The 26,801-nt window shown below is 64.3% G+C and carries 23 protein-coding genes; 16 read left to right on the forward strand and 7 right to left on the reverse strand.

All coding sequences use genetic code 11. The features are described 5' to 3' along the window. Positions 1 to 30: 30 nt before the first annotated feature. Positions 31 to 240, reverse strand: coding sequence for a TOBE domain-containing protein (locus tag AB0C34_RS14215; protein ID WP_357071523.1), 210 nt, complete (start codon positions 238 to 240; stop codon positions 31 to 33). A gap of 580 nt (positions 241 to 820) precedes the next feature. Here AB0C34_RS14215 and AB0C34_RS14220 point away from each other — a divergent pair. The 3 genes from AB0C34_RS14220 (at position 821) to AB0C34_RS14230 (ending at position 3,319) form a co-directional block, all read left to right on the forward strand. Continuing rightward, positions 821 to 1,855 carry a hypothetical protein gene (locus tag AB0C34_RS14220; RefSeq protein WP_357071526.1) on the forward strand — a complete coding sequence of 345 codons (1,035 nt, stop codon included), beginning with the start codon at positions 821 to 823 and terminating at the stop codon, positions 1,853 to 1,855. Positions 1,856 to 2,105: 250 nt separating this feature from the next. Then, positions 2,106 to 2,468, forward strand: coding sequence for a hypothetical protein (locus AB0C34_RS14225; protein WP_357071529.1), 363 nt, complete (start codon positions 2,106 to 2,108; stop codon positions 2,466 to 2,468). Positions 2,469 to 2,737: 269 nt separating this feature from the next. After that, complete coding sequence (locus tag AB0C34_RS14230; RefSeq protein ID WP_357071532.1) at positions 2,738 to 3,319, forward strand: mismatch-specific DNA-glycosylase; 582 nt, start codon at positions 2,738 to 2,740, stop codon at positions 3,317 to 3,319. Between the two features lie 42 nt (positions 3,320 to 3,361). Here the strand turns inward: AB0C34_RS14230 and AB0C34_RS14235 are convergent, their stop codons facing one another. Beyond that, positions 3,362 to 3,931, reverse strand: coding sequence for a TetR/AcrR family transcriptional regulator (locus tag AB0C34_RS14235; protein WP_357071535.1), 570 nt, complete (start codon positions 3,929 to 3,931; stop codon positions 3,362 to 3,364). 99 nt (positions 3,932 to 4,030) lie between these two features. On the opposite strand from AB0C34_RS14235, the gene AB0C34_RS14240 reads away from it, so the two are divergent. From AB0C34_RS14240 to AB0C34_RS14275, 8 genes are all read left to right on the forward strand, one after another. Then, the gene (locus AB0C34_RS14240) at positions 4,031 to 5,071 is read left to right on the forward strand and encodes a potassium-tellurite ethidium and proflavin transporter (RefSeq protein ID WP_357071538.1); all 1,041 of its coding nucleotides are present in this window, start codon (positions 4,031 to 4,033) and stop codon (positions 5,069 to 5,071) included. 711 nt (positions 5,072 to 5,782) lie between these two features. Next, positions 5,783 to 6,763: an aldo/keto reductase gene (locus AB0C34_RS14245; RefSeq protein WP_357071541.1), complete on the forward strand. Its 981-nt coding sequence runs from the start codon at positions 5,783 to 5,785 to the stop codon at positions 6,761 to 6,763. 298 nt (positions 6,764 to 7,061) lie between these two features. Beyond that, positions 7,062 to 8,288 (forward strand): cytochrome P450, encoded by a 1,227-nt coding sequence (locus AB0C34_RS14250; protein WP_357071544.1) that lies wholly within the window; start codon positions 7,062 to 7,064, stop codon positions 8,286 to 8,288. A 490-nt stretch (positions 8,289 to 8,778) separates the two neighbouring features. After that, the gene (crtI, locus tag AB0C34_RS14255) at positions 8,779 to 10,311 is read left to right on the forward strand and encodes a phytoene desaturase family protein (RefSeq protein ID WP_357071547.1); all 1,533 of its coding nucleotides are present in this window, start codon (positions 8,779 to 8,781) and stop codon (positions 10,309 to 10,311) included. Continuing rightward, positions 10,308 to 10,436, forward strand: a complete 129-nt coding sequence (locus AB0C34_RS14260) for a hypothetical protein (RefSeq protein WP_357071550.1) — start codon at positions 10,308 to 10,310, stop codon at positions 10,434 to 10,436. Before crtI ends, AB0C34_RS14260 begins: the two co-directional genes overlap by 4 nt. Then, the gene (locus AB0C34_RS14265; protein ID WP_357071553.1) at positions 10,433 to 11,218 is read left to right on the forward strand and encodes a lycopene cyclase domain-containing protein; all 786 of its coding nucleotides are present in this window, start codon (positions 10,433 to 10,435) and stop codon (positions 11,216 to 11,218) included. Before AB0C34_RS14260 ends, AB0C34_RS14265 begins: the two co-directional genes overlap by 4 nt. Before the next feature lie 26 nt (positions 11,219 to 11,244). Next, a complete protein-coding gene (locus AB0C34_RS14270; RefSeq protein ID WP_357071556.1) occupies positions 11,245 to 12,654 on the forward strand; it encodes a carotenoid oxygenase family protein in 1,410 nt (469 codons plus the stop codon). 28 nt (positions 12,655 to 12,682) lie between these two features. Then, the gene (locus AB0C34_RS14275; protein WP_357071558.1) at positions 12,683 to 14,110 is read left to right on the forward strand and encodes an aldehyde dehydrogenase family protein; all 1,428 of its coding nucleotides are present in this window, start codon (positions 12,683 to 12,685) and stop codon (positions 14,108 to 14,110) included. 107 nt (positions 14,111 to 14,217) lie between these two features. Here the strand turns inward: AB0C34_RS14275 and AB0C34_RS14280 are convergent, their stop codons facing one another. Next, on the reverse strand, positions 14,218 to 15,204 hold the full coding sequence (locus AB0C34_RS14280) for a zeta toxin family protein (RefSeq protein ID WP_357071561.1): 987 nt from the start codon (positions 15,202 to 15,204) through the stop codon (positions 14,218 to 14,220). Positions 15,205 to 15,463: 259 nt separating this feature from the next. On the opposite strand from AB0C34_RS14280, the gene AB0C34_RS14285 reads away from it, so the two are divergent. Continuing rightward, positions 15,464 to 16,192 (forward strand): contact-dependent growth inhibition system immunity protein, encoded by a 729-nt coding sequence (locus AB0C34_RS14285; protein WP_357071564.1) that lies wholly within the window; start codon positions 15,464 to 15,466, stop codon positions 16,190 to 16,192. A gap of 692 nt (positions 16,193 to 16,884) precedes the next feature. Here the strand turns inward: AB0C34_RS14285 and AB0C34_RS14290 are convergent. Both AB0C34_RS14290 and AB0C34_RS14295 read right to left on the reverse strand, forming a co-directional pair. Continuing rightward, complete coding sequence (locus AB0C34_RS14290; RefSeq protein WP_357071567.1) at positions 16,885 to 17,067, reverse strand: hypothetical protein; 183 nt, start codon at positions 17,065 to 17,067, stop codon at positions 16,885 to 16,887. Positions 17,068 to 17,677: 610 nt separating this feature from the next. Then, positions 17,678 to 18,190 carry a GNAT family N-acetyltransferase gene (locus AB0C34_RS14295; protein WP_357071570.1) on the reverse strand — a complete coding sequence of 171 codons (513 nt, stop codon included), beginning with the start codon at positions 18,188 to 18,190 and terminating at the stop codon, positions 17,678 to 17,680. 69 nt (positions 18,191 to 18,259) lie between these two features. Between AB0C34_RS14295 and AB0C34_RS14300 the strand changes: the two genes are divergently transcribed. Both AB0C34_RS14300 and AB0C34_RS14305 read left to right on the forward strand, forming a co-directional pair. Continuing rightward, complete coding sequence (locus AB0C34_RS14300; RefSeq protein WP_357071573.1) at positions 18,260 to 19,174, forward strand: LysR substrate-binding domain-containing protein; 915 nt, start codon at positions 18,260 to 18,262, stop codon at positions 19,172 to 19,174. A 572-nt stretch (positions 19,175 to 19,746) separates the two neighbouring features. Continuing rightward, positions 19,747 to 20,487, forward strand: coding sequence for a class I SAM-dependent methyltransferase (locus tag AB0C34_RS14305; protein ID WP_357071576.1), 741 nt, complete (start codon positions 19,747 to 19,749; stop codon positions 20,485 to 20,487). A 36-nt stretch (positions 20,488 to 20,523) separates the two neighbouring features. On the opposite strand, the gene AB0C34_RS14310 is transcribed toward AB0C34_RS14305, so the two are convergent. Together AB0C34_RS14310 and AB0C34_RS14315 are read right to left on the reverse strand one after the other, a co-directional pair. Then, on the reverse strand, positions 20,524 to 22,068 hold the full coding sequence (locus tag AB0C34_RS14310) for an MFS transporter (protein WP_357071578.1): 1,545 nt from the start codon (positions 22,066 to 22,068) through the stop codon (positions 20,524 to 20,526). 735 nt (positions 22,069 to 22,803) lie between these two features. After that, positions 22,804 to 23,985 (reverse strand): lipase family protein, encoded by a 1,182-nt coding sequence (locus tag AB0C34_RS14315; RefSeq protein WP_357072230.1) that lies wholly within the window; start codon positions 23,983 to 23,985, stop codon positions 22,804 to 22,806. 1,764 nt (positions 23,986 to 25,749) lie between these two features. Between AB0C34_RS14315 and AB0C34_RS14320 the strand changes: the two genes are divergently transcribed. Then, positions 25,750 to 25,944, forward strand: coding sequence for a hypothetical protein (locus AB0C34_RS14320; RefSeq protein ID WP_357071581.1), 195 nt, complete (start codon positions 25,750 to 25,752; stop codon positions 25,942 to 25,944). Next, the gene (locus AB0C34_RS14325) at positions 25,941 to 26,801 is read left to right on the forward strand and encodes a branched-chain amino acid ABC transporter permease (protein ID WP_357071584.1); all 861 of its coding nucleotides are present in this window, start codon (positions 25,941 to 25,943) and stop codon (positions 26,799 to 26,801) included. The genes AB0C34_RS14320 and AB0C34_RS14325 overlap by 4 nt, the downstream gene beginning before the upstream one ends.

A 26,801-nucleotide genomic window follows, 5' to 3' on the forward strand; every position in this document is an offset into this window, starting at 1 on the left:
GCAGTCGCCGCGGCGCGGGTAGACCGCCGCTCAGTCGACGCCGAGTGAGACTTCGGTCGACTTGATCAGCACCTTGACCGGAGTTCCTTCGGCGAGCTCGAGGTCGTCGGCGGCGTCTCTGGTGATCGAGGAGGTGATCTCCTCTCCGCCGGTCAGCCGGACATGAACGACGGCCATCGCCTCGCCTCTGGTGACCGAGACGACGGTGCCATCGAGTTGGTTGCGCGTACTCAGTCGCATGGGCGCGAGCATACGCACACCCGCGGCGAATGAACCGCAATTTCGCCCGCGGCGTCGCGATTCAGCGCCACGTCCACCCTCGGTATCCCTGCCGACGCAGGGCACCGAAAAGGCGGGAATGCCGGGAACCCGACGGACAGATCGCCGATACGTACCCTACAAGTATGTTGGATCCGCTCAGCCTTGCGGTCGGTGCAGCCCTGGTAGGTGGGGGCTGGTTATGTGGTCGGTTCGGACATCGGCATCGGGTGCGGACCCGGGAGAAACTTTCCGCACGCTGCGGTTGCGGCCATGACCTGGCGATGCACGACCGTTCCACAGGCACTTGTCACGTCGAGGTCTCTCGCAAAGGCACTCATGGACTGCGGGAATGGGTCGGCTGCAACTGCCGTCGCTACACCGGCCCGACTCCGTTGGAGGAAGTGTTCGCGCCGCCGATACTCCCGCCGGAGTCCTGAACGCCGGCCACCAGTCCCGAACGGCCGCCGCAGGCACGAAACTCCCCGGGACTGACGATGGCACCTCGGGACGGGTCGGCCGCCTCGTACCTGCCCGTGTCGCCGAGAACTACGATTCCCGGATGCATACCACCTTCGGCTTGAACGACCCAGTCGCCGAATTGGGAACCAACCGAGTCGAATCATGGTTCTTTCGTGCCAACTGCCCCACCACGCCACGCGCGATCTGGATCAAAGCCACCTTCCTGACCTCGATTTCGGGACGCAACCTCGCCCAGGCGTGGGTCTCGGTGTTCGACGGTGACACCGCGGCCGCGGCATGGCGGACCATCGACTACGGTGACGCGACGGTGATCTCCGCCGGCGGGAACCAACAGATCACCATCGGCGACACAGTCTTCGCTGTCACGGGCGAGGGCGGTATGTTGCGCGGACACCTCAACCGAGACGGGCAGGATGTCCGCTGGGACATCGCCTTCGACCGCGTCGAAGACGGACTCGCCGAGCCCTTTGTCCTGATCGGGACTGCGGCGAAGGTACGCCGATCGCGATTCCCCGCCAACAAAGTCGTGTCCCCGTTTCCCGTCGTGCACTGCTCCGGCACCGTCACGATCGGCAGCGAGGTGTGGGTAGTGGACGGGTGGTCCGGCATGCAAGGACACAACTGGGGTCCAGCACATAGTCGACAGTACGTCTGGGGCCAAGCCGTATTCTCCGAGCGGTCCGGACAGCAGCCCGTCGCCTATGTCGAGGCGGCCAGCGCTCGCGTGGCCATCGGCAACCGCATGAGTCCCTATTTCTCGGTGATGACGGTCCGTCATGGTGCAGAGATCTACCGCTTCGACCGACTGTTCGACCTACATCGGCAACATGTCGATGTGGCGTTCCCGAGCTGGCGGCTACGAATGCGCGGTGCTGCCGCGACGGCGATGTTGTCGATGACCGCGCACCGCGAGCAGTTCGTGATCCTGCCGTACCAGAACCCGGCCGCCCCCACCCGCTACTGCCTCAACAGCAAGCTCGCCCGAGTGGAACTGCGGATCGAGCCACACACCGGCAACGACTTCGTCCTACGCAGCGAACACGGCGGGGCGCTGGAATTCCTCGTGGACGACCCACGATCGCTGCTTCCCACCGCCACAATCCCGTTCGACTAGGTCCGCACACTGCCGATGTCGCTCTTCGACACATGGTGGGCGAACGCCGGGGTGCAGTTCGTGACGATGCCGCGATGTTCAGGCAGTGCTCGGCGTGCGGTCGACAATGGAAGTGCGACTACTGGCGGACGCGGGCGCGTCGGCGCGATCGTCGACGCCATCTGTGCGCGAATTCGATTCAGCAATGGCTCGCTCGAGGCGGGCAAACCGTCCAACCGTTGCCGTTCGGTCGTCCCCTTGGAGTCCAGGCTTGGGCACTGTCGCCGTCTTCTCGTTGCGTTTCGGCTTGATCGCGGGGCTGCCTGAAATATTCGCGCTGGTAGTCGCGATGCTCGGCGGCGCGGCGCTGATCGGGATCGGAGTGGTGGTAGCCGCGAGGGTCGATGCTGTGCCATCCGGTCGGGTCACGGTGGGCATCGGCCTGATAACGGATGCTCTCGGGACGACCGGATTCGATGCCGATGAGTCCCACCGTTGCGTTGGTCGCCACGGCGACAGCGACCAGCAGGATGGCGGCTATCGCGGGCCAGCGGCGGCGGGGGTCCCCGACTTCGACGGAGCGCACTGCGCCGACCGTTCGCTGCTTTGTGATCGCGTCGGCGTGCCGACCTGAATGAGATTGCCCCATGGCCCCGTTGCCCCCTAGCGCCGTGCGCGCTCGCGCTACCAATGACAAGGTCAATTGTAGGTAAAGAAATGGTAATTTCAATCGGGGAAGCCTGGCGCCAGCTGCCGAAAAACCCTTGATGAACAGGCATTTAAGCAAAAGGAGCTGGGCGTAATCGTTATTACTCTGGAACGTGTTCTCTTCGGTACGGACTCACTTCCACGGGCGACTTCGCCGCTTCCCTCGGCCGGAATGCGCCGGACTACAGTCCAATGATGCGGTTCAGTCGGTCTGCCCTCGAATCTTTCCGCGGCCAGAGCCTGCCGGACCTTCTCGGGAACCGCACACAGCTGTTGTTCGTCGGCATCAATCCCGGTCTGCGCGCTGCCGCAGTGCAGGCGCACTTCGGCGGCGGTAACAATCGGTTCTTCGCCGCACTGCACCGGGCGGGCATCGTCGATCGGCGGATAGATGCTTCCACGGGCTTCCGCCCCGAAGACCTCGCACACCTGAAAGAGCGTGGCGTCGGTATCACCTCCCTGGTAGCAGAAGCGTCGGCGCGCGCGGACGAACTCACCACAGAACAACTCATCACCGGAGCCGTAGCGCTGTCCGAGCGCGTCGAACGCATCGCTCCAACAGTGGTGGCGGTGTTGGGAATCACCGCCTACCGAACTGCCTTCGCCCAGCCACGGGCCAGGGTCGGGCGTCAGCCGGACCCTCTCGGCGGCGCCTCTGTCTGGGTGGTCCCGAACCCGAGCGGCTTGAACAGACACGCAAGTCTCACCGACTTGGCAGACGCCTACCGGCAAGTCGCTGTCGCGGCCGGCATCGACCCCTTCACCACATCAGCCTGACCAGCGCGCCTACCAGGTCCCGTTGTGGATCCCCTTTCGACGTCACAATGCGTCGACGATGTCGTCGAGGACCGCAGTGAACTGTTCCGACGGCCCTCCGGCCTTGACGAGAACGCTGAGCCCGATCACGGAGGCGAGTAGTTGACCAGCGGCAGCGTCGGCAACGCGCTGCACGCCGAATTCTCCGGACTCCTGACCCCGGACGATCGCTTGCCGAAATACCGCTTCGATCCGCGTGAAGAGATCGTCCGCGATGCGATTCACCTCGGCGTCGGCGGCGCCGAGTTCCGCGGCAGCGTTGACCATGACGCACCCCCGTCGGTGCTCACCGACGCCGGCAAGGACGGCGATCGCGCTTTTGAGACGCGGCCCGATCGGCCCCGGCGCTGAGAACAAGTCGGTCAGGTATTCGAGTCGCCGCTCGCTGTAGCGCCCGAGGGCACGCAGGAACAGCGCGTGCTTGCTCTCGAACGTGTTGTAGAGACTGCCCTTGCCGATCCCCATCTCGCCGGCCAGCTCCCGCGGCGTCGTTCCGGCATACCCCTGCCGCCAGAACAGGTCCATCGCCTTGTCGACGGCCGCACCCTTCTCGAACTGCATCGGCCTACCCACGAGAACAGCGTAGCCACTACGGTATTGTACTTTCAGGTCAATAATGACCCCGTCGTCCCGCGACGGGGTTCCGCTACCCCCTGTCAGGAAGACATTCGTATGTCTGGTCAAATGCCTGCCGCGCCCGTCGGCTCTGCGACACCCGAGCGCACACGTGTCCCGCTGAACACACTCGCCATCCCGTTGGGCTTGGCCGGACTCGCCCAGGTTTGGTCCGTGGCGACCAGTGCGCTCGGTGCGCCGTTCGAGCTAGGGCAAGCGTTCTGGCTGATCGCTGCGATCGCCTGGATCTCGACGATCGTGGTCCACGTATATCGCGGCACACGCACAGATCAACTGCTCTCGCATCAGCTCACGCATTTCGCGCACGGCCCCCTTGCGGCGTTGCTTCCCATCGCCGCGATGCTGCTCGGCGCGGGCCTGCACCACGCGATTCCACTTGCCGGAACCATGCTGACGCTGGTCTCCATCGCCGCCGCTACCGCATTCGGCGCATGGATCCTGAGTTTCTGGATGCGCGGGGAACTGACTCTCGAATCCGTTCACGGTGGCTACTACCTGCCCACCAGCGCCGCCGGGCTGGTCGGTGCATTCGCCGCCGCGGAGACGGGACTCGACTGGCTCGCCGTCGGAACCTTCGCGGTCGGGATCTTCTTCTGGCTGGTGATCTCCGCGTTCTTCTTTCTCCGGCTCGCACTCCGTCCAACCATGCCCGCACCGCTTGTTCCGACACTCGCGATCATGATTGCTCCCCCCGCGGTAGCGTCGGCCGCATGGCTGACGATCTCCGGCGGTCGGCCCGATAATGTGTTCGGCGGGTTGACGGCGCTGACAGCGTTCATGGTGCTGACCCAGGTGACATTGTTACCGCGCTACCGCGCACTGCCGTTCTCGCTCAGCTTCTGGTCATTCACCTTTCCCGTGGCGAGTGTCGCAGCACTCGCCATCACATGGTTGCGACTGCTCCACCCGTTTGCCTGGCAGGCCAGCACGGTCGCATTACTCGCCGCTGTGACGATCTTCGTCGTGGTGATAGCGGCGAAATCGATCCTCTTGCTCGGCGCCGCGACTCGGGCTGCACGACGACATCAATCAGCCGCCGAACATCACGCAAAGCACCGCCGCGCGCTGGTTCGGTGAAGCGCAGGCGGTAGCTTCGTCCCGATCCGCACAATCCGACTCCATCTGGTCCGGGAGTACGGGCAAGCACTTGCCGAAATGACCTGTCACGGTGCCGAAGTCGATAGATGTGAATAGTGATGGAATTTTATCACCACCCTTTCCTTACTTTCCGCGCGTTCATTCATGCTGTACAGCGAGGCCGAACATCGTTTCCGCCGTGGCCTGAATTCCCGCACTGACTTCGGGGCCGGAAAATGCGCGAATGCCGCTCCGACGGCGCAGGACGTCACTCGAGGCTTACCGGCGTGACTCGGGCGGAGCAATGGCCAGTGCGGGGGCGGTCGGGGCATTCGACGAGCTCGGGTTTCGGGTCGTTGCGGGCTCAGGCCTCGGCCAGGGAGTGGTACCGTAAGCAGGAGTGGCAGAGTCTCGCTCAACGAGGAAGATTCGTAGCGAGTGGCCCCCTGACGGAGAGTTGCCATCGCTGATGCCGACCCCCGCAGCCAAGCGCATCGCGGTGCCGCAGCTCCGGTTCTCGCCGATGCCAGAGGCCAGGAGTTGATGATATCCGGCTCGGCGAGCACGCCGGGCCCGACTTTTTCTTACATGTGAGAATTCGGCTGAAGCTCGGTGCATATTCGGAATAAACCGGGATAGGGCCCGGATATCGTGGTCGACGCACCTGGGAAATCCTGGCGAAAGGGATTACTTCGCACGAGGAGGAAGAATATGGAGCCGCAAAGACTCGGCAAGCAGGGTTTGATCGTCTCCCCATTGGGACTCGGCTGCATGGGTATGAGCGATGCCTACGGGCCCGCCGACGAGGCCGAGTCCCTCGCGACCATCCACCGCGCTCTGGAACTGGGGATCAATTTCTTCGACACATCGGACGCCTACGGCCCGTTTACCAACGAGGAACTGGTCGGCAAGGCGATCCGCGGTCGGCGCGACGAGGTGAGAGTGGCTACCAAGTTCGGCTTCGTGCGCGGCGCGGACCGCAGTTGGCAGGGGATCGACGGCAGTCCGGAGCACGTGCGCAACGCCTGCGACGACTCGCTGCGACGGTTGGGGATCGACCACATCGACCTCTACTACCAGCACCGTGTCGATCCAGCGGTCCCCATCGAAGAGACCGTCGGAGCAATGGCGGAGCTGGTGGGGCAAGGGAAGGTGCGTTACCTCGGCCTGTCCGAGGCGGCGCCCGCAACCATCCGCAGGGCACATTCCATACACCCGATCTCCGCCCTGCAGACCGAATATTCGCTGTGGAGCCGCGACCCTGAGGACGAACTCATCCCCACCCTCCGGGAATTGGGGATCGGCTTCGTCCCGTACAGCCCCCTCGGCCGCGGCTTCCTCACCGGCCAGCTGCGCAGCTTCGAGGATCTGCCCACGGATGACTGGCGTCGCCGAAGGCCGCGGTTCCAAGGGGAGAACTTCCAGAAGAATCTTGAGCTCGTCGAGCGAGTGAAGGAGATCGCCGCCGCGAAGCAGGCGACGCCAGCCCAGTTGGCTCTGGCGTGGATCTTGGCCCAAGGGGAGGGCATCGTTCCCATCCCCGGCACCAAACACCGGCGATATCTGGAGGAGAACGTGGCCGCGCTCGGGGTTACCCTTACGAGCGAGGACCTGGAGCGGATCGACGCAGCGGCGCCGAAAGGCGCGGCCAGCGGGTCGCGCTATGAGGACATGACCGCGGTGGACCGCTGATCCGACCGCCCCGTCTGCGCGTGGTGGGCGTTTGTCGAGGTCGACGCCGACACAGTTTTGTCTTGCCCGCGTGCGCGTTCGGCGAGACCGAGTGACCTGGCGCGGTGCTGATTGTCCTCGGCACAAGCCCATCCGTAGATTCCGTCCAGCCTTGCCCTGCGGATTCTTCTTCTGCCGAATGCCCTCCATCGATGGATACTCTGCGTGTCGAGAGCATCGGTAGCTGACCGCTGTCAGCACCGTGCCGGTGCGTCGAGGGCAGCGGCAATCGGGTCGCGGACGCAGCCTAGGAGGCAACATGGTTGATACCGAGACCACGGACTCGATCGGAGTCGTGGGCGATGATTTCCCTGCCGACCCGCACAGGTACTACGACCACTGGCGACAGCAGGGACCGGTACTTCGAGTGCGCCTCGCCAACGGCATGCGAGTCTGGGTCGTCACCGGCTATGAGGAAGCTCGTGCCGCCCTGGCGGATCCGCGACTGCGCAAGAATGTCACCGGCATGTCCGACGCGTTACGTCGCGCGGGCGGTAAGGCACTGCAGAGCGCGGATTTGCGGGCGCTGGCGGCGCATATGCTCAACAGCGATCCGCCTGATCACACCCGACTGCGCAAGCTGGTCAGCAAGGCCTTCACCTCGCGCCGGGTGGCGGAGTCGCGGACGCACATCGAGGAGATCACCACCAACCTGCTCGATGAGATGGCCGGTCACGATGAGGTCGACCTGCTGCAGGCGTTCGCGAATCCGCTGCCGGTCACGGTGATCTGCGGACTGCTCGGCGTGCCGTTCGCCGATCGCGCAGCCTTCCAGGCCTGGACCAAGGTGCTGGTCGGTACCTCGCACGACATGACCGAAGCTGATACTGCCCGCCGCGAGATGGGTGGCTATCTGCAGGAACTCATGGTGGAAAAGCGCACGCGCCCTGGCGAGGATCTGCTGTCCGGGCTGATGCAACCCGGCGAGGACGGCGATCGACTTACCGAACCGGAACTGGTGTCGATGGCTTTCCTGCTCCTGCTCGCCGGCCATGAGACGACGGTGAATCTGATCGGCAACGGCACATACGCCCTGTTGCGCGACACCACACAACTTCATGCGCTCCGCGAGGATCCGGCGCGGATACCCGCGGCAGTCGAGGAACTCATGCGCTACGACGGTCCAGTCGGCTGGGCCACCGTGCGATATACACACGAGCCGGTCCGGATCGGCGAGGCCGACATCCCCGCCGGCGAGCTCGTGCACGTCGCTCTCGGCGCAGCAAACCGCGATCCGGCCCGCTATGACCGCGGCAATCGCCTCGAGGTTGCGGCGGATGCCGGCGGACACCTTGCATTCGGCCACGGCGTCCACTTCTGTGTGGGGGCTCCGCTCGCGCGCTTGGAGGCGCAGATCGCCTTCTCCGCGCTGCTGCACCGCTTTCCGAAGCTCGAGCTGGCCGATCAGGCCTTCACCCCGCGGTGGCAGACCAGTTTGCTGATACACGGCCTCGTGGAACTTCCGGTGCGCCCGCACGGTTCATGATCGATTTCGAATTCACTCCGCTACCAGTAGTTCACTCACATCTCGGGCGTAACAGGCCGGGAGCTCGAGTACTGAAAACGCCTTAAGATCCGGGTTGCTGCCACACCCTCGAAGATCGAAATGGTCGGCAGCCGGAGGTGATTGCAATGCCGGCCACAGAAACAGGGCCACCGGTCCGAGAGCTATCGGCGCAGGGCCTGTTGGTTCGTGCGCGCGCTGATCGAGCTAGCGCTGAAGGTTTCGGTGGATTCGCTGGGCGATCCGTTGCGCCGCATGGCGGGCTATCGCATCGGATGGTCGGACGCGGCAGCGCGGGCGGGATCTCGCGCCGCAATGCGGACGTGATCGATTGACAGCGGCGATGCGAGCGCTCCCGCTCATGCGGCGGCCGAAGACCTCCAGCAGTTGGCGCGTCTGGTCACCCGACGAGACGGGTGACCAGTCGTGAATCCGTCTGCCACAACACCAGGAAATGCGTTCAGGAGCGACTATGTATTCGCCACGAACAGTAACGCCGAGCACCGACATCGTCGTCATCGGCGCGGGCCTGGCCGGCTTGTCCACGGCCCTCCATCTCGCCGGTGCGGGCCGCGCGGTCGTCGTGGTCGAACAGGCGTCCGGCCCGGGCGGTAAAGCCGGCGTATTCACCCGGGACGGATATACCTTCGACAACGGACCTACCGTCTTGACGATGCCCGACCTCATCAGGGAGACCTTCGCGGCGGTCGGCGAAGACATGGACGACCGGCTCGAACTGCTCGGCGTCCACCCTGCCTACCGTGCGCACTTCCATGACGGATCCGCGCTGGATGTCTTGACCGACACCGACGAGATGGCCGAAGAGATCGCCCGGGTATGTGGTGCGCGGGAGGCTGACGGGTATCGACGTTTCACAACATTCTTGCAACGCCTGTACGACGCCGAGTTCGATCACTTCATCAACCGGAATCTCGACAGCCCGTTCGATTTGCCGCTTCCGCACCTGGCGCGGCTCGTCGCACTAGGCGCGATGCGTGGCATGGAATCCAAGGTTCGACAGTACCTTCGGGACCCGCGAACGATCCGCGTGTTCTCGTTCCAGGCCCTTTATGCCGGCGTGGCTCCGCACCGGGCCCGGGCGCTGTACTCGGTTATCTCCTATATGGACACCGTCGGCGGTGTATTCCTCCCCAGGGGAGGGATGCACGCTCTGCCACAGGCATTGGCGGCGGCGGCACGCGATCACGGGGTTACCTTCCGTTACGACACCACCGTCGAGCGAGTCGAGATGACTTCGCACGGTCGCGCGCGAGCCGTGATCACCACAGCCGGTGACCGCATCCCGGCCGACGCAGTGGTGGTGACCGCCGATCCAGCCCTGGCCTTCCCCCAGCTGCTGGGTCGGACACCCCGGCGGCTGAACCGAATGAAGTTTTCGCCGTCGTGCTATCTGCTCCTGGCAGGAGCGGCTCGTGATGAGGCAACCACCGTGCCCAGGATCGCGCACCACAACATCCATTTCGGGAATTCGTGGCGTCGGTGCTTCGATGAGATCATTGATCGCGGAACTCTGATGAGCGACCCATCGTTCCTGGTCAGCATCCCCACGGTGACCGACCCCACGCTCGCGCCCCCCGGACACGACAGTTACTACGTGTTGTTCCCCACTCCGAATCTCGCGAACGGGCGACACGATTGGAACTCCGAAGCCCCCCGCTATCGCGAACATGTGCTGAAAACCCTCGACGAGCGTGGCTTCACCAACCTCGCACAACAGCCACAGGCCGAACATGTTTTGACGCCGCAGGATTGGCAGGCCCGTGGCTGTCCCGTCGGCACCCCGTTCAGTGCCGCCCACACCTTTCGGCAGACCGGACCATTCCGGACCCGGAATCTCATCGGCGACAACATCGTTCTCGCCGGGGCGGGCACCCACCCCGGCGTCGGCGTACCTACCGCACTGATCAGCGGACGACTCGCCGCCGAACGCATCACAGGCCCCTCGACGCCCCTCGTCCATACCGCGCCGGGAAGGCACCGATGAATCGCACCGACCGCCGTATCCTCGACGCCGAAGGGATCATCGATCCCGGACTATGGGTCACCGTCGGTCTCCCCACACGGCTCCGGATCGAAGTGCCCGCCCGCGCCCGGGAATACCGGCCATGACATATTTCGAGTTCCTCGCCCTCTTCCTCCTGCCGCCGCTGGTAATCACGGCGACGCTGGCCGTGCGCGCATTGCGGCGCCAGAAACCAGGAACCTCGCTGCGCAGGTTCGGGCCACTGACCCTGGTTCTGCTCATCCCGATGGCCTGGCTGTGGACCGTCCCGTGGGACAGCTGGATCATCCAGAACGGGGTGTGGTCGTACGGGGAGGGGCGGTTCGTCGCCGCCCTCTTCCACGTGCCGTACGAGGAGTTCGTCTTCATGGCCGCTCAGGCTGGCGTCGCGGGACTGTGGGCGATATGGAATCTCGCGCGCGCAGGCGAGCCGCCGCCTCGTGTGCCGCACGGCGGCCGGCGGGTGACGTTCGTAGTCGCTTGGATAGCAGCCGCGGCGGCGGGGCTCGGCCTGGTGCTGACGGATAGGCACGGCACGTATCTGGGTGCCACGCTGCTGTGGTTCGCCCCGCCGCTCGCTCTCCAGTGCGCCGTCGGGGCCGATCTTCTGAAGTCCCATCGCTGGACGCGAGTGCGGACGTTGATTCCGCTGCTTGCTTATCTGGCTGTGACGGACCGCATTGCCATCGGTGCCGGTGTCTGGCACATCTCACCCGTCTCGACCTACGGGTTCGCGATTCTGGGACTCCCGTTCGAAGAGATCGTGTTCTTCCTCATCACTTCGCTGCTGGTGACCAACACCCTGGTACTCACCACCGACCCCGCCGCGCACGCTCGCCTGCAGGCGCTACATCCGAAGCGCCGTGCGCGGCTGACTATTCGGGCTTGAGCCGACACCCCCGAGGAGTTATCGCAGTGTCTACCGCAACCAGTCATGCCGACTCGGTCAGTCCCTACCTGCAGGGCGCCTTCGCTCCGGTCGACCGCGAGGTCACGGCCTTCGACCTGCCGGTCGAAGGCCGCATCCCCGCGGAACTCGACGGCCTGTTCACACAGATCGGACCCAACCCGGTACAGCCACCGAAGCATCGGACGCTCGCGCGATATTCCTTTTTCGCCCAAGACGGGATGGTGAGCGGCGTGCGCATTCAGGACGGCCGCGCCTGTTGGTTCCGTAACCGATGGATACGCTCCCGACGCGTGGTCAAGGCTCTCGGCGAACGCCGACCACCGGGACCACGGCACTTTCCGATGGATACCGTCAACACCAATGTCATCGCCCACAACGGACTCCTGCTCGCCCTGGTGGAGACCGGGTGCCTGCCAGCGCACCTCGGTAGCACGCTCGAGACGATGGAGTACACCGATCTCGGTGGCAGCCTGCGACACGGCGTATCCGCTCACCCCAAGCTCGACCCGACGACCGGAGAGTTGCACCTCTTGGCCTACTCGGCGCTGCGCCGATGGGCCGAATACCTCGTGCTCGCTCCCGACAGCACTGTCCGCCATCGTCAGCGTGTCCCGCTGGGCGGCCGACCCATGGTGCACGATATCGCCCTCACGCCACACTACGTTCTGTTCTTCGACACGCCAGTGCGGTTCAGCCTCGGGGCGGCCGTTCGCGGCACCCTGCCCTACACCTGGCACGACGGGCATCAGACACGGTTGGGCGTGCTGCCGAGGCCGGGTGTCGCGGGCGGGTTGCGCTGGTTCGAGATCCCGGACGGGTTCGTCTTCCACATGGTCGGCGCCCATGAGCCGGATCCGGCGCGGATCGAACTCACGGCGATCTGCTACGACCGCCTCTTCGACGGCGCCGAGGAGGACCCGATCGCCAACCGCGGACACCTGTGGCGCTGGACCGTCGATCTGAACCGTGGCACTGCCACCGCCGATCAAATCGGTGACCGTCCGAACGAACTCCCGCGCAGCGACCCACGACTGATCGGCCAACCGATGCGCCACTACTACGCCCTCACGGTAGATGGTGCTTCGGATGCGCCCGTTTACCATCCGCATGCGCTACTGCGGCACGACTTCCGCACCGGAGAACCGCTGATCCGCCGACTACCACCCGGCCACGCCGCGTCCGAACCCGTCTTCGTCCCCCATCCGGATCGGCCCGGCGAGGACGAGGGCTGGGTGACCTACTACGAGCACGACCCGAACACCGACACCACGAAGCTGGTCTGGTTGCACGCGGCGGACTTCGCCGGCGAACCCGTCGCCACTATCGCATTGCCGATCCGGATTCCGGTGGGCTTCCACTGTTCCTGGATCGAGGCGGACGATTTCGCCGGTACCGACTCCGCTTTCGCGCACTGACGAAGATCGACAACTGAAAGGAACTGACATGTCCAGTGAACTGATCGATGTGTCCAAGCATGTCTCCGAACTGCGCGTGGTCCAATCCGATTGGGAGTCTCTCGGTGTCACCGGTCGCGTGCGCTGGGTGCGTGAATACGCGAACTGGTTGCTGGACAACGCCGATCGCCTCACCGAGTCGCTGGTCGCCGAGTGCGGGAAACCTCTGGTAGAAGCGAAGGTCGAAGTCACCGTACCGATCGATATCATCAAGTACTACTGCCGCCAGGCCGAAAAATCGTTGCGTACTCGGCATCCCGTGCCCCCGAATTTGCTCAACGCCGTCAAACGCGTCGATGTCGTGCACCGGCCCTACCCGGTGGTCGCGGTGATCACCCCGTGGAACTTTCCCCTGGGGTTATCCCTCCTCGATGCGATCCCCGCATTGCTGGCCGGGGCCGCAGTGGTGGTCAAACCCGCGCCGGCCACTCCACACACTGTCGTCGCGGCGGTCGAAGGATGGGCCGCAATCGGTGCGCCGGCGGTGTTCACCGCGATCGCAGGAGATGACGGTGCCGGGCGGGCACTGGTGGACGAAGCAGACTACGTCCAGTTCACCGGGTCCACCGCGACTGGTAGGAAGATCGCGCAGCGATGTGCCGAGCGGCTGATCCCGTGCGGACTCGAACTCGGTGGCAAGGATCCGGCGATCGTGCTCGCCGACGCCGATGTAGAACTGGCCGCGCACGGCATCGCCTGGGGTGCGCTGATCAACGCCGGACAGATGTGCACCTCTGTCGAACGGGTGTATGTCGTGGACTCGATCTACGACACGTTCGTGGAGACTCTTGCCGGGCATGTCCGTTCGCTGCGTCGCAACCTGGACGTCAGTTCTTTGGTGACTGCCGAACAGTTCGAGGTGGTGAGCCGCCATCTCGCCGACGCCACGGCTTCCGGTGCCCGAGTGCTCGCCGGGGGTGGGACAGAACCCGCCGAGCGATGGGTGGAACCGACCGTGCTCGTCGACGTCGACCACACGATGACCTGCCTGCGTGAGGAGACCTTCGGCCCGCTCATCCCGGTCGTCCGAGTCTGCGACGAAAGCGAGGCCGTAGGCCTGGCCAATGCCACCACCTACGGCTTGTCGGCCAGCGTGTGGTCTCGCGACATCCGGCACGCTGAACGTGTCGCGGCCCAGCTCGATGTGGGGGCCGTGAACATCAACGATGTCCACGCCAACCTATTCTTCTTCGCCGCACCCATGGCCGGATGGAAGGAATCCGGGTTGGGCAGCCGTCTCGGCGGCGCCGACGGCATCGTCAAATACTGCCGCCCCCAGACGGTCACCAAACCCCGCGCCCCGCTCCCGCTCCAGCGGCTGCTGCTCTGGTATCCATACACCGACTTCCGCACCAACCTACTCGGCCGCACGCTACGGGCCCTCGCCGCCACCGGCCGCCGTCGATTCCGCTCTTGAACCTGAACCCGACAAGCCCGGAAGCTCGTGGTGCGATCAACCGCAGCCGTGTAGTGGCGTACGCGGTGGCACTGGGAACAGTTCGGACTCGACAGTCGTGTGATCCATTACGACGGACCGCCGAATGGTCCGGGCCCGAGTATGGGGCCTACCAAGGCTTCGAGCTCATCGGCCTCCTTGGACAGGCGCGCCCAGACATGCTCGTCGCCAGGCCGCAATTGTCGGCCGGCAGTGATGCCGTCGCGCAACCCCTGCATCCCGTCGGCATATGCGCGCTGCTCCGCCGGGAGCAGCGGTCGATGACGCTCCTGCTCCATGACTTCCGAGCCCTGTGGTGACTGTGCCCATTCACCCGAGGAAAGGCGGTGGTTGTCGAACAGCACATCAGTGCGCGACCGCACTCGCAGGCCGTCGATCGATACCGGTGATCCGCTGGACTCGAACACGCGGACCAGATCAGCGGAGCCGGTGAAACACGCGTTCTGCGCGTCCGAGGGAACGTAGCGACCGGCACCGTGGCGCATGCGCCCGTCCAGGAAGCGGGCCAGGTTGGACAACTGACTTTGTTCTCGGCGTACCGCGACCGCCTCGATCCGCGCTCCGTAGTCATCGTGGTCGAAGCGGCGGATGATGCCGGCGGCGCGGGTGAGATCACCTACTCCCTCTTCGAGAATGGCATTGCTGCGGTGCGCGATCACATGGTCGATCGCCATATCGAGCCATCTCTCCGCAATCGGATAGATATGGTCACCAGCGGTGAAGTCGTCGTCGGCCTGCAGTTCGCGGAACAACGGATGGTACGGCATGTAGTTGTCGGCAATCAGGACGACCGCGCCGTTGCGGTCGTGGAAGGTATCGGCGATCTCGCGGATCGCCGTTGTTTTCCCCGCTGCGGATTGACCGGTGACAACAACAAGCTCGGGTCGTCGGAGGGATCCCGATGCGCCACCGAGTTGCTCCGGAACGATGCGCTCGGCGAAGATTCGGCGCATCTCCCGATCGGACAGCCGGTAGGCACGGTCGGCTTCACGGATCGCATCCGCGAAACCGTGCCCGGTGGCGCTGACACGCGCACCGCCTCGGCTTAGCGCCACCGCGAGACGTCTCCGCACTTCGCGCAGCGCGACAGCGGCAGCCGAACCCGGCCGTATGCGACTGTTCTCGCAATCCACCTCGATACCTCCACTGCCCTCGCCGCACGTTCTTCCCGATCCTCGGTGCTATGCGGCCAGCGCCATGATCCGCCCTATGGCTTCGCTGCAGCTAACTATGCCGATCGTTGATCGAGTTCGGTGCCGGAGCCTTCCCATGGTGGGTGGGATCCGAAACCGGCAGCGCGAGCATGATGTTCGGATGCGGTCTTCGGTTGATGACGAGTCGCTGATCGTCGAACTGATCAACAAGTTCTGGGTGGCGGTGGAGCGCGCGGTCCCTCGTGAGATCGCCGCACTGATGTGTGCGGACGAAGCCGAGCAGTTCTTGGACAACGTGTCCGATCCCGACTGCGACAACGCCGTGAAACCGACCGGTGAACCTGCCTTCGAAGTTTCTGGAATCCGTCTCTTCGGAGACATCGCGCTCGCGCGAATCACGCACTCACCCGGCAACGTCGCCATCCTCTTTTTCCGGCACGAAGCCGGGAGATGGACGGTGTGTGCGGACGTTGACGAGGATCTGTCGTTGGAACAGCTCGAAGACGACGAGTGGCCCGCGATGCCCGCGGACGCGACCGGTCTGATGCGCACTGTGCATGAACTGCGGCGCACGCCGATCGGGCGACTGACTACCGAGGATGTTCGGTGCCTGCTGGGCCAGAATGTCGGTGTCGATGTCCTCCTATCGCGCGCATTGTCCCAGTTGCACTGGAATCCGCTCGCTGCAGGCGACCTTTTTCCTGGCGACCTGCTGGTGGCGACGCTCCGAGTAGGCCACGAACACTGGACGAAGGACCCGGTCGCAGTCGCTCGCATACGAATCGTCCTGGACAAAGTTCGAGACCTGGGCGATCTGACCGAACACGGCGCACCACATGAGGGAATCTGGGACCACATCACAGATTTCGTGGCCGATCTGCACGGCTGACTGGTGCGAATCGTGGCGTGGGTATCGCTGTCCGGCCGCGGGGGTGGTTCGGCTCGACGGACCGGCCGACGAACCGGCACCGACAGGACGGTCCGCTAGCAGCCGATGATCGTTTACGGTGGGTAAGTCGAGTTCCGACAACGGTAATCGGCGGCTGCGTCGGCAGCGGGACGCCGATGCCGGTCACGTCAGGCCGGCACCGCGCCGGCCTGGCCGAGCGGACGAACGAAGAAACCGGTCGCGCGGTCGGCCTCGAATCACGCCGCCTCGCCATGTCCGCCCGCGTTGGCGCGCACTGTCTTTCCATCGAGCCGAAGGCGTCGAACAACGCGAGGTTCTCGCCGTCGACACCGCGCGAATTCCGGGAAGTCTCTGCTGCGTCGGTGACCGAGCTCGCGAGATGCCATGGACTCGTTGAAATTTCGACACGCAGTCCAGCCATGACGATATTTCGACTGCGATTGAACGAAGCGGAATGTGACACCGCGATCCGGTACGCCGCTACGGCAAGGATTCAGTAGCCGACAACTTTCCCCTGCCACGAATCGTGGTCTAGCAAGAGGACTATATCGGAGGCAGGTCTACTTATTTCTGATTCGGACTAGGTGAGTACTCGAGCCTTCGATCGGCATAGGCCGATCGAAGGCGTGTCCAAACAATCGGTAGAGAAATCGCTACCTGCGATCGTACCGTTACACCCCACTGGTCACGCGAGCAACGGTCCTGGTCAGCAAGTATTTTTGATACTCCGATTCCTTCTGGAGCAACGCCGCATCTTCATCGAGCGCAGCGGCCGTCGAACCCGACACCGCGGCGGCCAGATGGCTCTCGCCACCCGAGGTGTAAACCATCCGGTTCAGAAAATTGACAAGCATGAGGGAACCTCCGTCGCGGGATGTACCGGTCGAATTCGATTCCGGTCATTCGATAAGTAAATCGCCGGACATGATTGTTCCGTTAACAAGTTGCCGGTTCCAGTGTGACCACTGTCATTTCAACGATGGTCGACACGAACTCACATCTGACACATGACACTTCTGTGACGCGGTTGATGACAGTGGTGATTGTTCCCGAGGTGCGCGGGCAGTATCTCGGTGTGACGAAGACCGACGGAGCGGCGTGCACGCTGACCGCGGGCCATCCGATCGATCGCGGTTACCCAGTCGCGCCGTGCAGCGCCACGGTTGCAGTGACCTGCCGTTCAAGTCCCCTCGCGCGCAGTCACGGGGGTCAGTGCCCTGCTATCGGTACGCACTGAAGGTGCGGGTCCAATCACCGCATTCACGGGGTGGGGCGAAACACGTACGACTGTTCCGCGGCTCTCACCACACCGGTCCGGTTCCGTCACGTGGGTTCACCACGGTGAAGACATGCCCGAGTTGCCGAGGAGGTTGCCCTCGGCATCCAACGCCGGAATGTTGAGCACGTCGCCGACCGCGCCGCGCGGATCCAACGGGCAACGGATAGCACCCTCCGGCGCAACCGTCAGGCCAGCTCGTACCGCATGAACACATCCGCGCGCTCATACGGCATCGGCCCGATCTGATCGCTCGGGACATGCACGAAACCGATCGACTCGTACAGATGCACCGCGTCGGCCAACTTGGTGCTGCTACCGAGGAACAATGCCACGGCACCCTCCCGGCGAGCGTAGTCGATGGCCTCCTGCAGGATGGTCCGGCCGACACCACGGCCGCGCCGGGCCCGCGTCACGGCCATCTTCGAGAGCTCGAACACGCCGTTGCCCTCCGACACCAGCGCCACGCATCCGACGATGTCGTCGCCGTCGCGGGCAAGCAGCACCTGGCCGCCCTTTGCGATGATCTCGCGCTCCGGGTTGTTCAGTTTGACGGAGTCGGCGGGTTCGAGCGAGAACAGTTCGACGATCCATTCCTCGTTGAGTTTCTTGAACGCTTGCGCATCGGCCGGACTCGACATCGGCTCGACGACGATGGCGTCGATCTGGTCGCGGGCAACGGATTCGGTCTGCTGGGTCACGTCGTCAGCATGCCCGGCCGCGAATCATCACGTCCAATACTTGACCGGTCCGATTAATATGCTGAACTTATGACTGATGCGGTCGAACTACGCCATCTGCGCTACTTCCTGGCGGTCGCCGAGGAACTACATTTCAGCCGGGCGGCCGAGCGGCTGCACATCGCGCAACCCGCGTTGACCCAGCAGATCCAGCGGCTCGAGACGCTGCTGGGAACCCGCGTATTCGACCGCACCTCGCGCAGTGTCGCGCTGACTCCGGCAGGGAAGGTACTGCACGAGCGGGCGACTGCCATCCTCGCTCACGCGACCCGCGACCTGAACGAGGTCGCCGGCATCGGCCAGGGCAGCCACGGGCGGCTCTATCTGGGCTTCGTCCCCTCGGTGCTGCCACTGAAACCGCTGCGGAGTGTTCGGCAGTTCCGGGACCGCTACCCGCTGGTCCAGATCGACCTCATCGAGGGTTACACGACCCAGATGATGGCGCAGCTCAGCCACGGCGCGCTCGATATGGCAATCGTGCGAGACCCCGACGAGCAGCAAGGCACTGTCGTATGTCCACTGGTCACCGAGCCATTCATGGCGGTGGTACCGGTCGATCACCCGCTGGCGGACCACGCCGCCGTCACCGGCCCCGATCTTGCCGACGACCCCCTGGTGTTCTTCCCCCGGGCGGCGGGCTCGCATGCCCACGACAAGAACCTGCAACCCCTCGTGGAAGCTGGTTGCCGGCCCCGCATTGTGCAAGAGGGCAACAATTGGACGACCATACTGCATCTGGTGGGGGAGGGGCTGGGGGTCACAATCGCCCCGCGCAGTGCGACGTTCACTGCGCCACCGACTGTCCACGTCGTGCCGCTCGTCGAAACCGCAGCCACGACAACGGTTTACGTGGTGCACCGACTCGATGACGATCGGGCACTCGTTCGCAACTTCCTGGCGCTACTGCCGAGCGATGACGCTCAGGCGAGCGGCCGAGAGGTTTGAACTGCGGCAGCAACTCTCGCTACGGTGGTCGAGTAGCCAACTGGAGACGTCACCTGCGATGCCGGGCAGGACACGATGCAACCGGCGCGCAACCCGACAACAGCGCGCGCAATCCACGAGCCGGAGAATCGCGCCTCAACTCGCCCCCCCGACCCGCATCGTATCGATCGCTGCTGGTTCAGTCAGCATCACCACCTGCCTGGACTCTTTCGGCAGTCGACCGGCCTCGATCTCCGCAGGCAGATAATGCGCACTCTGCATCGAGACAAGCCGCCGAAATGTAACTGGTGGAGTCGGCCCACCGAAACACCGCCGGTGAGATGGTTCCGCACTGTCGCGACGAGGACCCAGTATGGTGACTTGGATCATTGCGGCGCAGCGGCGGAATCGGAACCCATTTCGACGTCTTTCGGTCGAGTCGAATATCCGTTTCTGCCTGGATCAGCGTCGGTGTCCGGCCACAGATTCGGGAACGGAACCGTCGTAGTTCACCAGTGCGGGTACCGCGCCGAGCTTCGTGCACAGCAGCAGTCAATAGGCGATGTCAGGTAGGTGACCGGACGCGGAGGGTTATGGACTGGGAGTCGTGGCAGTGTAGTTGGGATCGGCAGCAAGAACTGTATTTGCCCGACCGTGAAGAGCGGTTTCGGGTGATGCTGGATGTGCTGGCGGCGGTGGCGGGTCAGGCGCCGCGAGTGCTGGACCTTGCGTGTGGGACGGGGAGTATCAGTCGGCGGTTGTTCGCGCGGTTGCCGGAAGCGAATTCGGTCGCGGTCGATATGGATCCGACACTCTTGGCGATCGCCCGGGGATCATTCGACGGGGATGCGCGGATTACGTTCGTGACAGCCGATCTATCCGAACCGGGCTGGATGGAACGGTTACCCGACGAGACGTTCGATGCCGTGCTCACCGCGACGGCGTTGCATTGGATGAAGTGCGAGCCGCTGGCGCGGTTGTATTCCGATCTGGCGAAGCTGGTGCGGCCCGGTGGGGTATTTGTCAATGCCGATCACATGCCCGAGCCGGAGAATCCGATGCTCACAGCCGTAGACGAGGTCATCCAGATCCGGCACCAGCAGCGGGCTCGCGCCATGGGAGCGCAGGATTGGGAGCAGTGGTGGGCGGCGGTGGCCCACGACCCGGGTCTGGCCGACGAATACGCGGCTAGCCGCGCCATCTTCGAAAAGCACCGTGGAGGAGAAGAACGTCCGATCGGCTGGCACCGCGTGCGGTTGCAGGAGGCCGGATTCCTGGAGACAGGTGTGGCGTGGCGGTCGATCAACGATGCAATGGTCGTCGCGATCAGGTGAGAAACCGCCTCCCGGCCGAGAATCCGTACTCGGCGATTATGTGATGTCTGCTCGATGGCGTGCCGTATCGACAGCCGTGAATACCGCCGCGGCCAGGATCAATACCGCCGAAACCAGCAATGCCACATCGAGTCCATGGTGGAATGCCAGCTTTCCGGTATTGAGTACGTCGGATACCTTCGACAGGTATTGCAGATACGGGGTGATGTCCACGCCCTCCGGTATGCGGCCACGTTCGACCGCGTCGACGACGTCGGGCTGCAGCGCCGCGGGCAAACCCAACTCGTTCATCCGCGCTTTCAGATCCGACGTGAGGAACGAATTCACCAGTGCCCCGAGCACGGCGACACCGAACGCGGAACCGATCTGGCGCATCGTGTTGGTCACTGCGGCGGCCATGCCCGAGTGCTCCGCCGGGACCCCGGACAGCACGGCCGACGTCAACGGCACTACCGCGATCCCGAATCCGAACCCCGCCACCGCCATCGCACCTGCCAGCGGTAGGTCGTGCAGTGGGCCGTCGAGGGCATGGCGGGTCAGCAGGATCCCACCGGCACCGACCGCACAACCCACCATCATGGGGGTGCGCGCACCATGACGCGCTACCCAGAAGCCCGTCGCCAGCGATCCGATGACGATCGCGGCGGCCATCGGTGCGAAGACCGTGGCCGTGCGTGCACCCGAATATGATTGCATCACTTGCAGATACAGTGCGGTGAAGAAGAAAATCGAGAAAATGCCGAAGTAGACGGCGAAGGCAACCACCAGCGCACCACGCACTATCGGCAGGCGCAGATATCGGAAATCGAGCATCGGGGCGTGTGTCCGTGCTTCGACGGCGACGAAACCGATGAACGCGATACCACCGAGCACAAACAGCGCGATCACCGAGGGCGCGGTGTAGCCCCGCTGCTCACCGAGGGTCGCGGCGTATATCACCGGCCCGAGAAAGGCTGCTCCGAGCAGGAATCCCGCCCAGTCGATACGCCCCAGACGTGGGTCGGCGCTTTCCGGGATGGACCACAACGCGGCCGCGAGCGCCACCGCACCGATTGCCAGGTTGAACCAGAAGATCGAGCGCCACCCGTACGCGTGGACCAGTACTCCGCCGAGCACCGGCCCCGCCGCCAGCGCCAGTCCGGAGACCGCTGCCCACACGCCGAGCGCCCTGGCGCGGACCCGCTCATCCGGGAAGATCTGGCGCAATATCGACAGGGTGCCAGGTTCCGATGCGGCGGCGCCCACGCCCATGATCGCGCGACCGACGATGAGTACCGACACACTGGCCGCGAGCGCCGCGATCACCGATCCGACACAGAAAATCACCAATCCCACGATCATGATCCGCTTGCGACCCCAGCGGTCACCAAGTGACCCGCCCGCCAGCATGAGGCTGGCGAACACCACCGTGTAGGAGTTGACCACCCACTGCAGCAGCACCACGTCGGTACTCAGATCATGCCGGATATCGCCGAGTGCGACGCTGACGACGGTCGTATCCAGGAAGGTTACGAACAGAACGGCGGTGACCGCTGCCAATGCAATGCCCGGTCGCGCCGATGTGCTCGGTGCATAGTCCATCCGCCCCACCCGGCACAGGCTACTGGCAGATGCCGCCGAGCCACCGCGTCGGGGTGGGTATCCCGGAACGGCAACTCTTCGGACCATATTGCGGATGGTGCGTCGTCGTCAGTTTGCCCGTTCAGCCGGCGAGGTTGTCACGGTTGCGGATTGTCCTGATATGTGATGCAGTCGCCCGCGACGTCGAACGCGTACACCGCCACCGCGGCGCCATCATGCTGAGTGACCAGCCGGGCCGACCGTTCACCGTACGGTCCAGGACGATCACGTTATGGGGTGTCCTGTCGGCGAGATCGATCAGGTAGCGGGCAATCTGCTCGCCGCCTCGGATCGGGCAGAGCGCGGCGGTGGCAAGGCCGCCGCCGTCGGCGATCGCGGTGCCGCCGGGGTCGAGCCGAGCAGGTCCAGGCAGCTGCGGCCGGCTACCGTTGTCAGCCAGCCGCCTGGAGATTCGACGGCTGTCTTTCGCTGCGGGGACATGGCCTATCGGCGGGTGTGGGTCTCATGCACGGCGTCCTCGCCATCAACCGGGGAGTCCGGCAGACGATAGGCGAGATTGATGAACTGACACCGCTGGCTCATGATCGCGCTCCGCCGGAGTCCGGACGTTCACCGGAATCGCGGGCGAGCGTTGGTGACATCGTCACCAGCGCTCGCCGAAGCGCTGGTGACGACGACCACAACTGTTGGTGATCGGACCCGCGTGCTGCATTTCGCCGCGACCGGCGCCGATCCTCAGCAGGAGGCGGGCGCCGGCTCACCGCGCACCCGGCCATCGAGCCAGTTCAGTGCATCGAGGCTGCCCAGCACTGCCCCCGACACATGCTCGGGCGCGGACACTTGCAATCTCTGCACCGGCACTCCGGCCGCGCACCAGCGTCCGGCGGTGTTGTCGATCGCGTCGAGCGGGATCAGCAGGTCGGACGAAGAATGCCATTCGAACACCGGCGTTCTCGGCACCCCGTCGTAGAGTTCCAAGCTGTTCTCCTTCAACACCGCCCGAGCCTCATGGATGTCGACGACCGAGGTGCCGGCCAGATATGCGCCGGCACTGCCGTCGGTGCCGACATTGAGGATCTCGCCGGTACAACTGTTCGCCATGGCATCGCGGGCCGCGAGTCCGCGTTCGTTGAGGTACGAGCTGATCGGCAGCCGGTCCGGGTACTCGCGCTCCAGACCGATCGCCGCAGCCATCGCCAGCCCGAAGGCCGGGTGCGGTTCGAAGCCCAACGCCTCCGCCATCTTCTCCAGGTTCATCGGGGCACCGCCGACGGCCGCGCCGGCAAGTTGCAGTTCCGGTGCGTATGACGGCTGCAGTGCAGCGGCCCACGCCGTGGCCATACCGCCGCCGGAGTAGCCGGCCAACGCCACCCGGCTCTGCTGCCCGGCGAGTTCGGGCAGCCTCTTCACCGCCCGGACGCCGTCCAGCACGATCTGGCCACCCAACCGCGCGGCCCCGAAAGCGAAGTTCGGACCGAGATGATCCGGCAGCGCCACACTCCAACCCCGCGCGAGTACCGCATTAAGAGCTGGTGCGGTCGACAGCAGGTTCGTATCGCCGGAGTACAGCTGGTGCGATACCGCGCAATTGGTGCCGAGCGCATTGATGAAGTGCTGATACGACAGCAGCGGCGCGTTAGGTTGATGACCGGCGGGGGTGACCACCGTCGTAGTCGCCGCGATCGGAGCGCCGTTCGAGTTGGTGGACCGGAACTTCACCAACGTGACACCGGCACCGGGAAACATCCCCAGCGGCGGCAGCCCCCGCGCATCGAGCACATCACCGGGCTGGTGCGCCGCCAGATCCGCCGGAGCGCCGTAGAACGGGTCCGGATCCGGCCACGGGTAAATCGGCTGCGCGGTTGCCGTCGTCGCCAGCAACAGCCCGAGTGCAACACCGCCTAGCGCAGCGAGAATCCGGGCGCGACCATCGCGCCGGACGCCGCGGAAAAGAAGAAACTGACGAGTCACGACCTAGACCTCCACGGGTAGTTCGTAGTTCGCAGCATTTGTTGGACCAGTGCGCCCGATGCACAGTGCAAGAATCTCGGGCAAATTTGCAGCGAAACGTCCCGACGGGCGTATCTACCGCAGCTCTACCGCAGCCAAAGCGCGGCCCAGTGCGGTGTATCGCGCAGGAACCTGTCACTTCCGGCGGATAAAAGCCGCCTGGGACAGGGCTCAGAGCGCACTCCGACAGGGCTTTACCAGAATCAACGCGTATGCGGCACGCAATGGCGAGGCAGGACCCACAAACATCCGGCAATGCAACAAGCGACAGACACTCAGCTAGCTTCCGGTTGCTGACGATTACCGTACCAAGCTAGACATGAGGCCATGGCTAATATTCCGCAAACTTAATGACTTCGGCCCGACAGCCGCCGCGAAGGTCCAATAACTGCAGCGAAGCGGCTACTGATCGAGATATTCGACGATCGATCACAGCGGTGGGCCGCCCAACCGAGAGTCGGGACCACGCAGAACCGCGATTCAGCACAATACGAACAACCAGGGTGCGCCGAATTCGGGCAACTCTGTCGCGTCGGGCCCCGAAGGGCGCAGAGGGGTTACGCCGCCAGCAGTGAGGTCACACCGCATCGATGAGAAAGACCTCGCCGTCAACGACCTCGGCACCTACACCGATCGCTGGGATCGGAGCCATCCCGGGGAGTCCGTCGCGCCTATCACCTTTGTGGGAGTTTCGAGTCGCGCCGCTAGGAGCGGCGCAAGTCACAGGCCCGAGTACGCAGTCTCATCGCCTCAGGCTCGAACCCTGATCGATGTCTCTACTCGTTCCCCACATCGGTAACCACTGTGGGTCCGATTCTGTAACAACAGCTCTCGCTTTCGTCGGGATTATCGCCAGGTGACCCCGGGTGGCGCGGCGGCGAGACGACGTGCGCGAAATAGCCGATTCGGCAGACATGTTGGGCTTCAAGAGCGACGCCGCGGATCGCGTCGCGGCCGTGGCAGACGAGATACGGATCAGATCAGTGCGGTCCGGTCGACGATGTCATTGGAGGAATCGGCTTCGATATCGGGGCAGTGGCGAGACAGGCCGAAAGTTCACCCATCGTAACATGCCCAGGGGTCGAATAATGAAGTGCCGCAAGGCATTCCAACTGACCGAGCACAACCGCCAATCGAGACGATCGCTTCGGGCACATGCGATACCCGGGCTACCGGCGAGTATTGGAACTGATTGGCACGGGTCGGCCGATGAGATCGGTGCCGCGCCAACCGGTGGCTGCCGATTCGCCTTACCGCGTCGAGTGCACTTCTCGGGAGCTGAGCCGCAGGCGGCTCTGTTTTCGAGGCGAGCCGAAGGCGCGCCCTGGGAATTGCGGACGCTCGGCGCCTGGTGCGGTCGTGCGAACCGGAGTTGCCCGGAACCGCTCACTCGCCGCGGTCGCCAGACGATCCTTGCTGACCTCGTCAGCGAACTGACGCCTGCTTCATGTTTCCAGAGCCGCATCAGCGGGGCCTCGTCAGCGACACCTGGTATGCACGGGAGGCGACCCCTGAGCAACCAGACCGCAATGCGGGCGAAATGCCATCTTTATCCATTATTGACAGTGACGTTAGGTTCATGTTTTATGTGACCATGGTTACACAGGCTGTCCCGGCGGCTCACGCGAGCACGTCCCCCGGGGTGCTGAAACTCACTGCCAAGGGGACGCGATGAGCTTGCCCGCTGTCGCCATCGATCACTTCGAGCACCTCACCCCGGGCCGCTTCGCGGACGCCTCGCGCTGCTTCTCCGGAGACGCCTTCTACGCCCACCCCGCCTACGACCCGGACCTCGCCGGACCCACCTCGCACCGCATGGAAGCATCGGGCCGACGGGCTATCGGTTGTGCAGGAGAAGTAGCGTGATCCAGTTCCTCGTCACAGCCGTGTCCAACGCGGCGATCTACGCGCTGGTCGCGGTCTCGCTCAACGTCGTCTACCGCTCGAGCGGCATCCTCAACTTCGGCGCTGGCTACATGGTGGCGATTGCGGGCATCTTCTACGTCAACGAGATGTCGGCCGACATCGTCGGCATTGTCCTCACCATGCTGGTCGCCGTGCTGCTCAGCGTGATCGCGTACTTCGTGTCGACCTGGTGGGGCCAGCGCACCAAGCTCGACCACGTCGCGCTGTCGCTCGCTCTGCTCGGCTTCGGGATGGTCCTGGACTTCGTCGCTGGGCGGGTCTGGGCCACCGAGGGCTATTCGGCCGACGCCATGATCGACGGCACGCTCACCATCGGCGACACCACCTTTGCCACCGAGCGCGTCCTCGCGGTCCTCTTGGCGGCGGTCTTCATCGCAGGCGTCCTCGTTTTCGTCGACCGAACCATGGCCGGCAACGCACTGGAGGCGACGGCTGCCGATAGTGAATTGGCCGGGATGTACGGCGTGCGTACCGGTGTCGTGGCCTGCGTCGCGTGGGCGCTCGCCGGAGGCGCGATCGGGCTGGCCGGCATCCTGCAGAGCTCGATCTCGGCCGTCTCGATGGACAACGCTCTCCCACTGGTCATCTACGGCATTGCCGCGGCAGTGGTGGGTGGTCTCGGCAGCATCAGGAACGCAGTCGTGGGCGCACTGGCGGTCGCCGGCGTGCAGGCTGCTTTCTCCCAGTTCATCAGCCCCCGCTACTCGGTGAGCATGGTCTTCGTGCTCCTTTTCCTCGTTCTGGCACTGCGACCGGCGGGTTTGTTCGTCAACGCCCGCAACGCGGAAAGGGTCTGA

Source organism: Nocardia sp. NPDC049220 (assembly GCF_040647855.1).
Lineage (GTDB): Bacteria > Actinomycetota > Actinomycetes > Mycobacteriales > Mycobacteriaceae > Nocardia.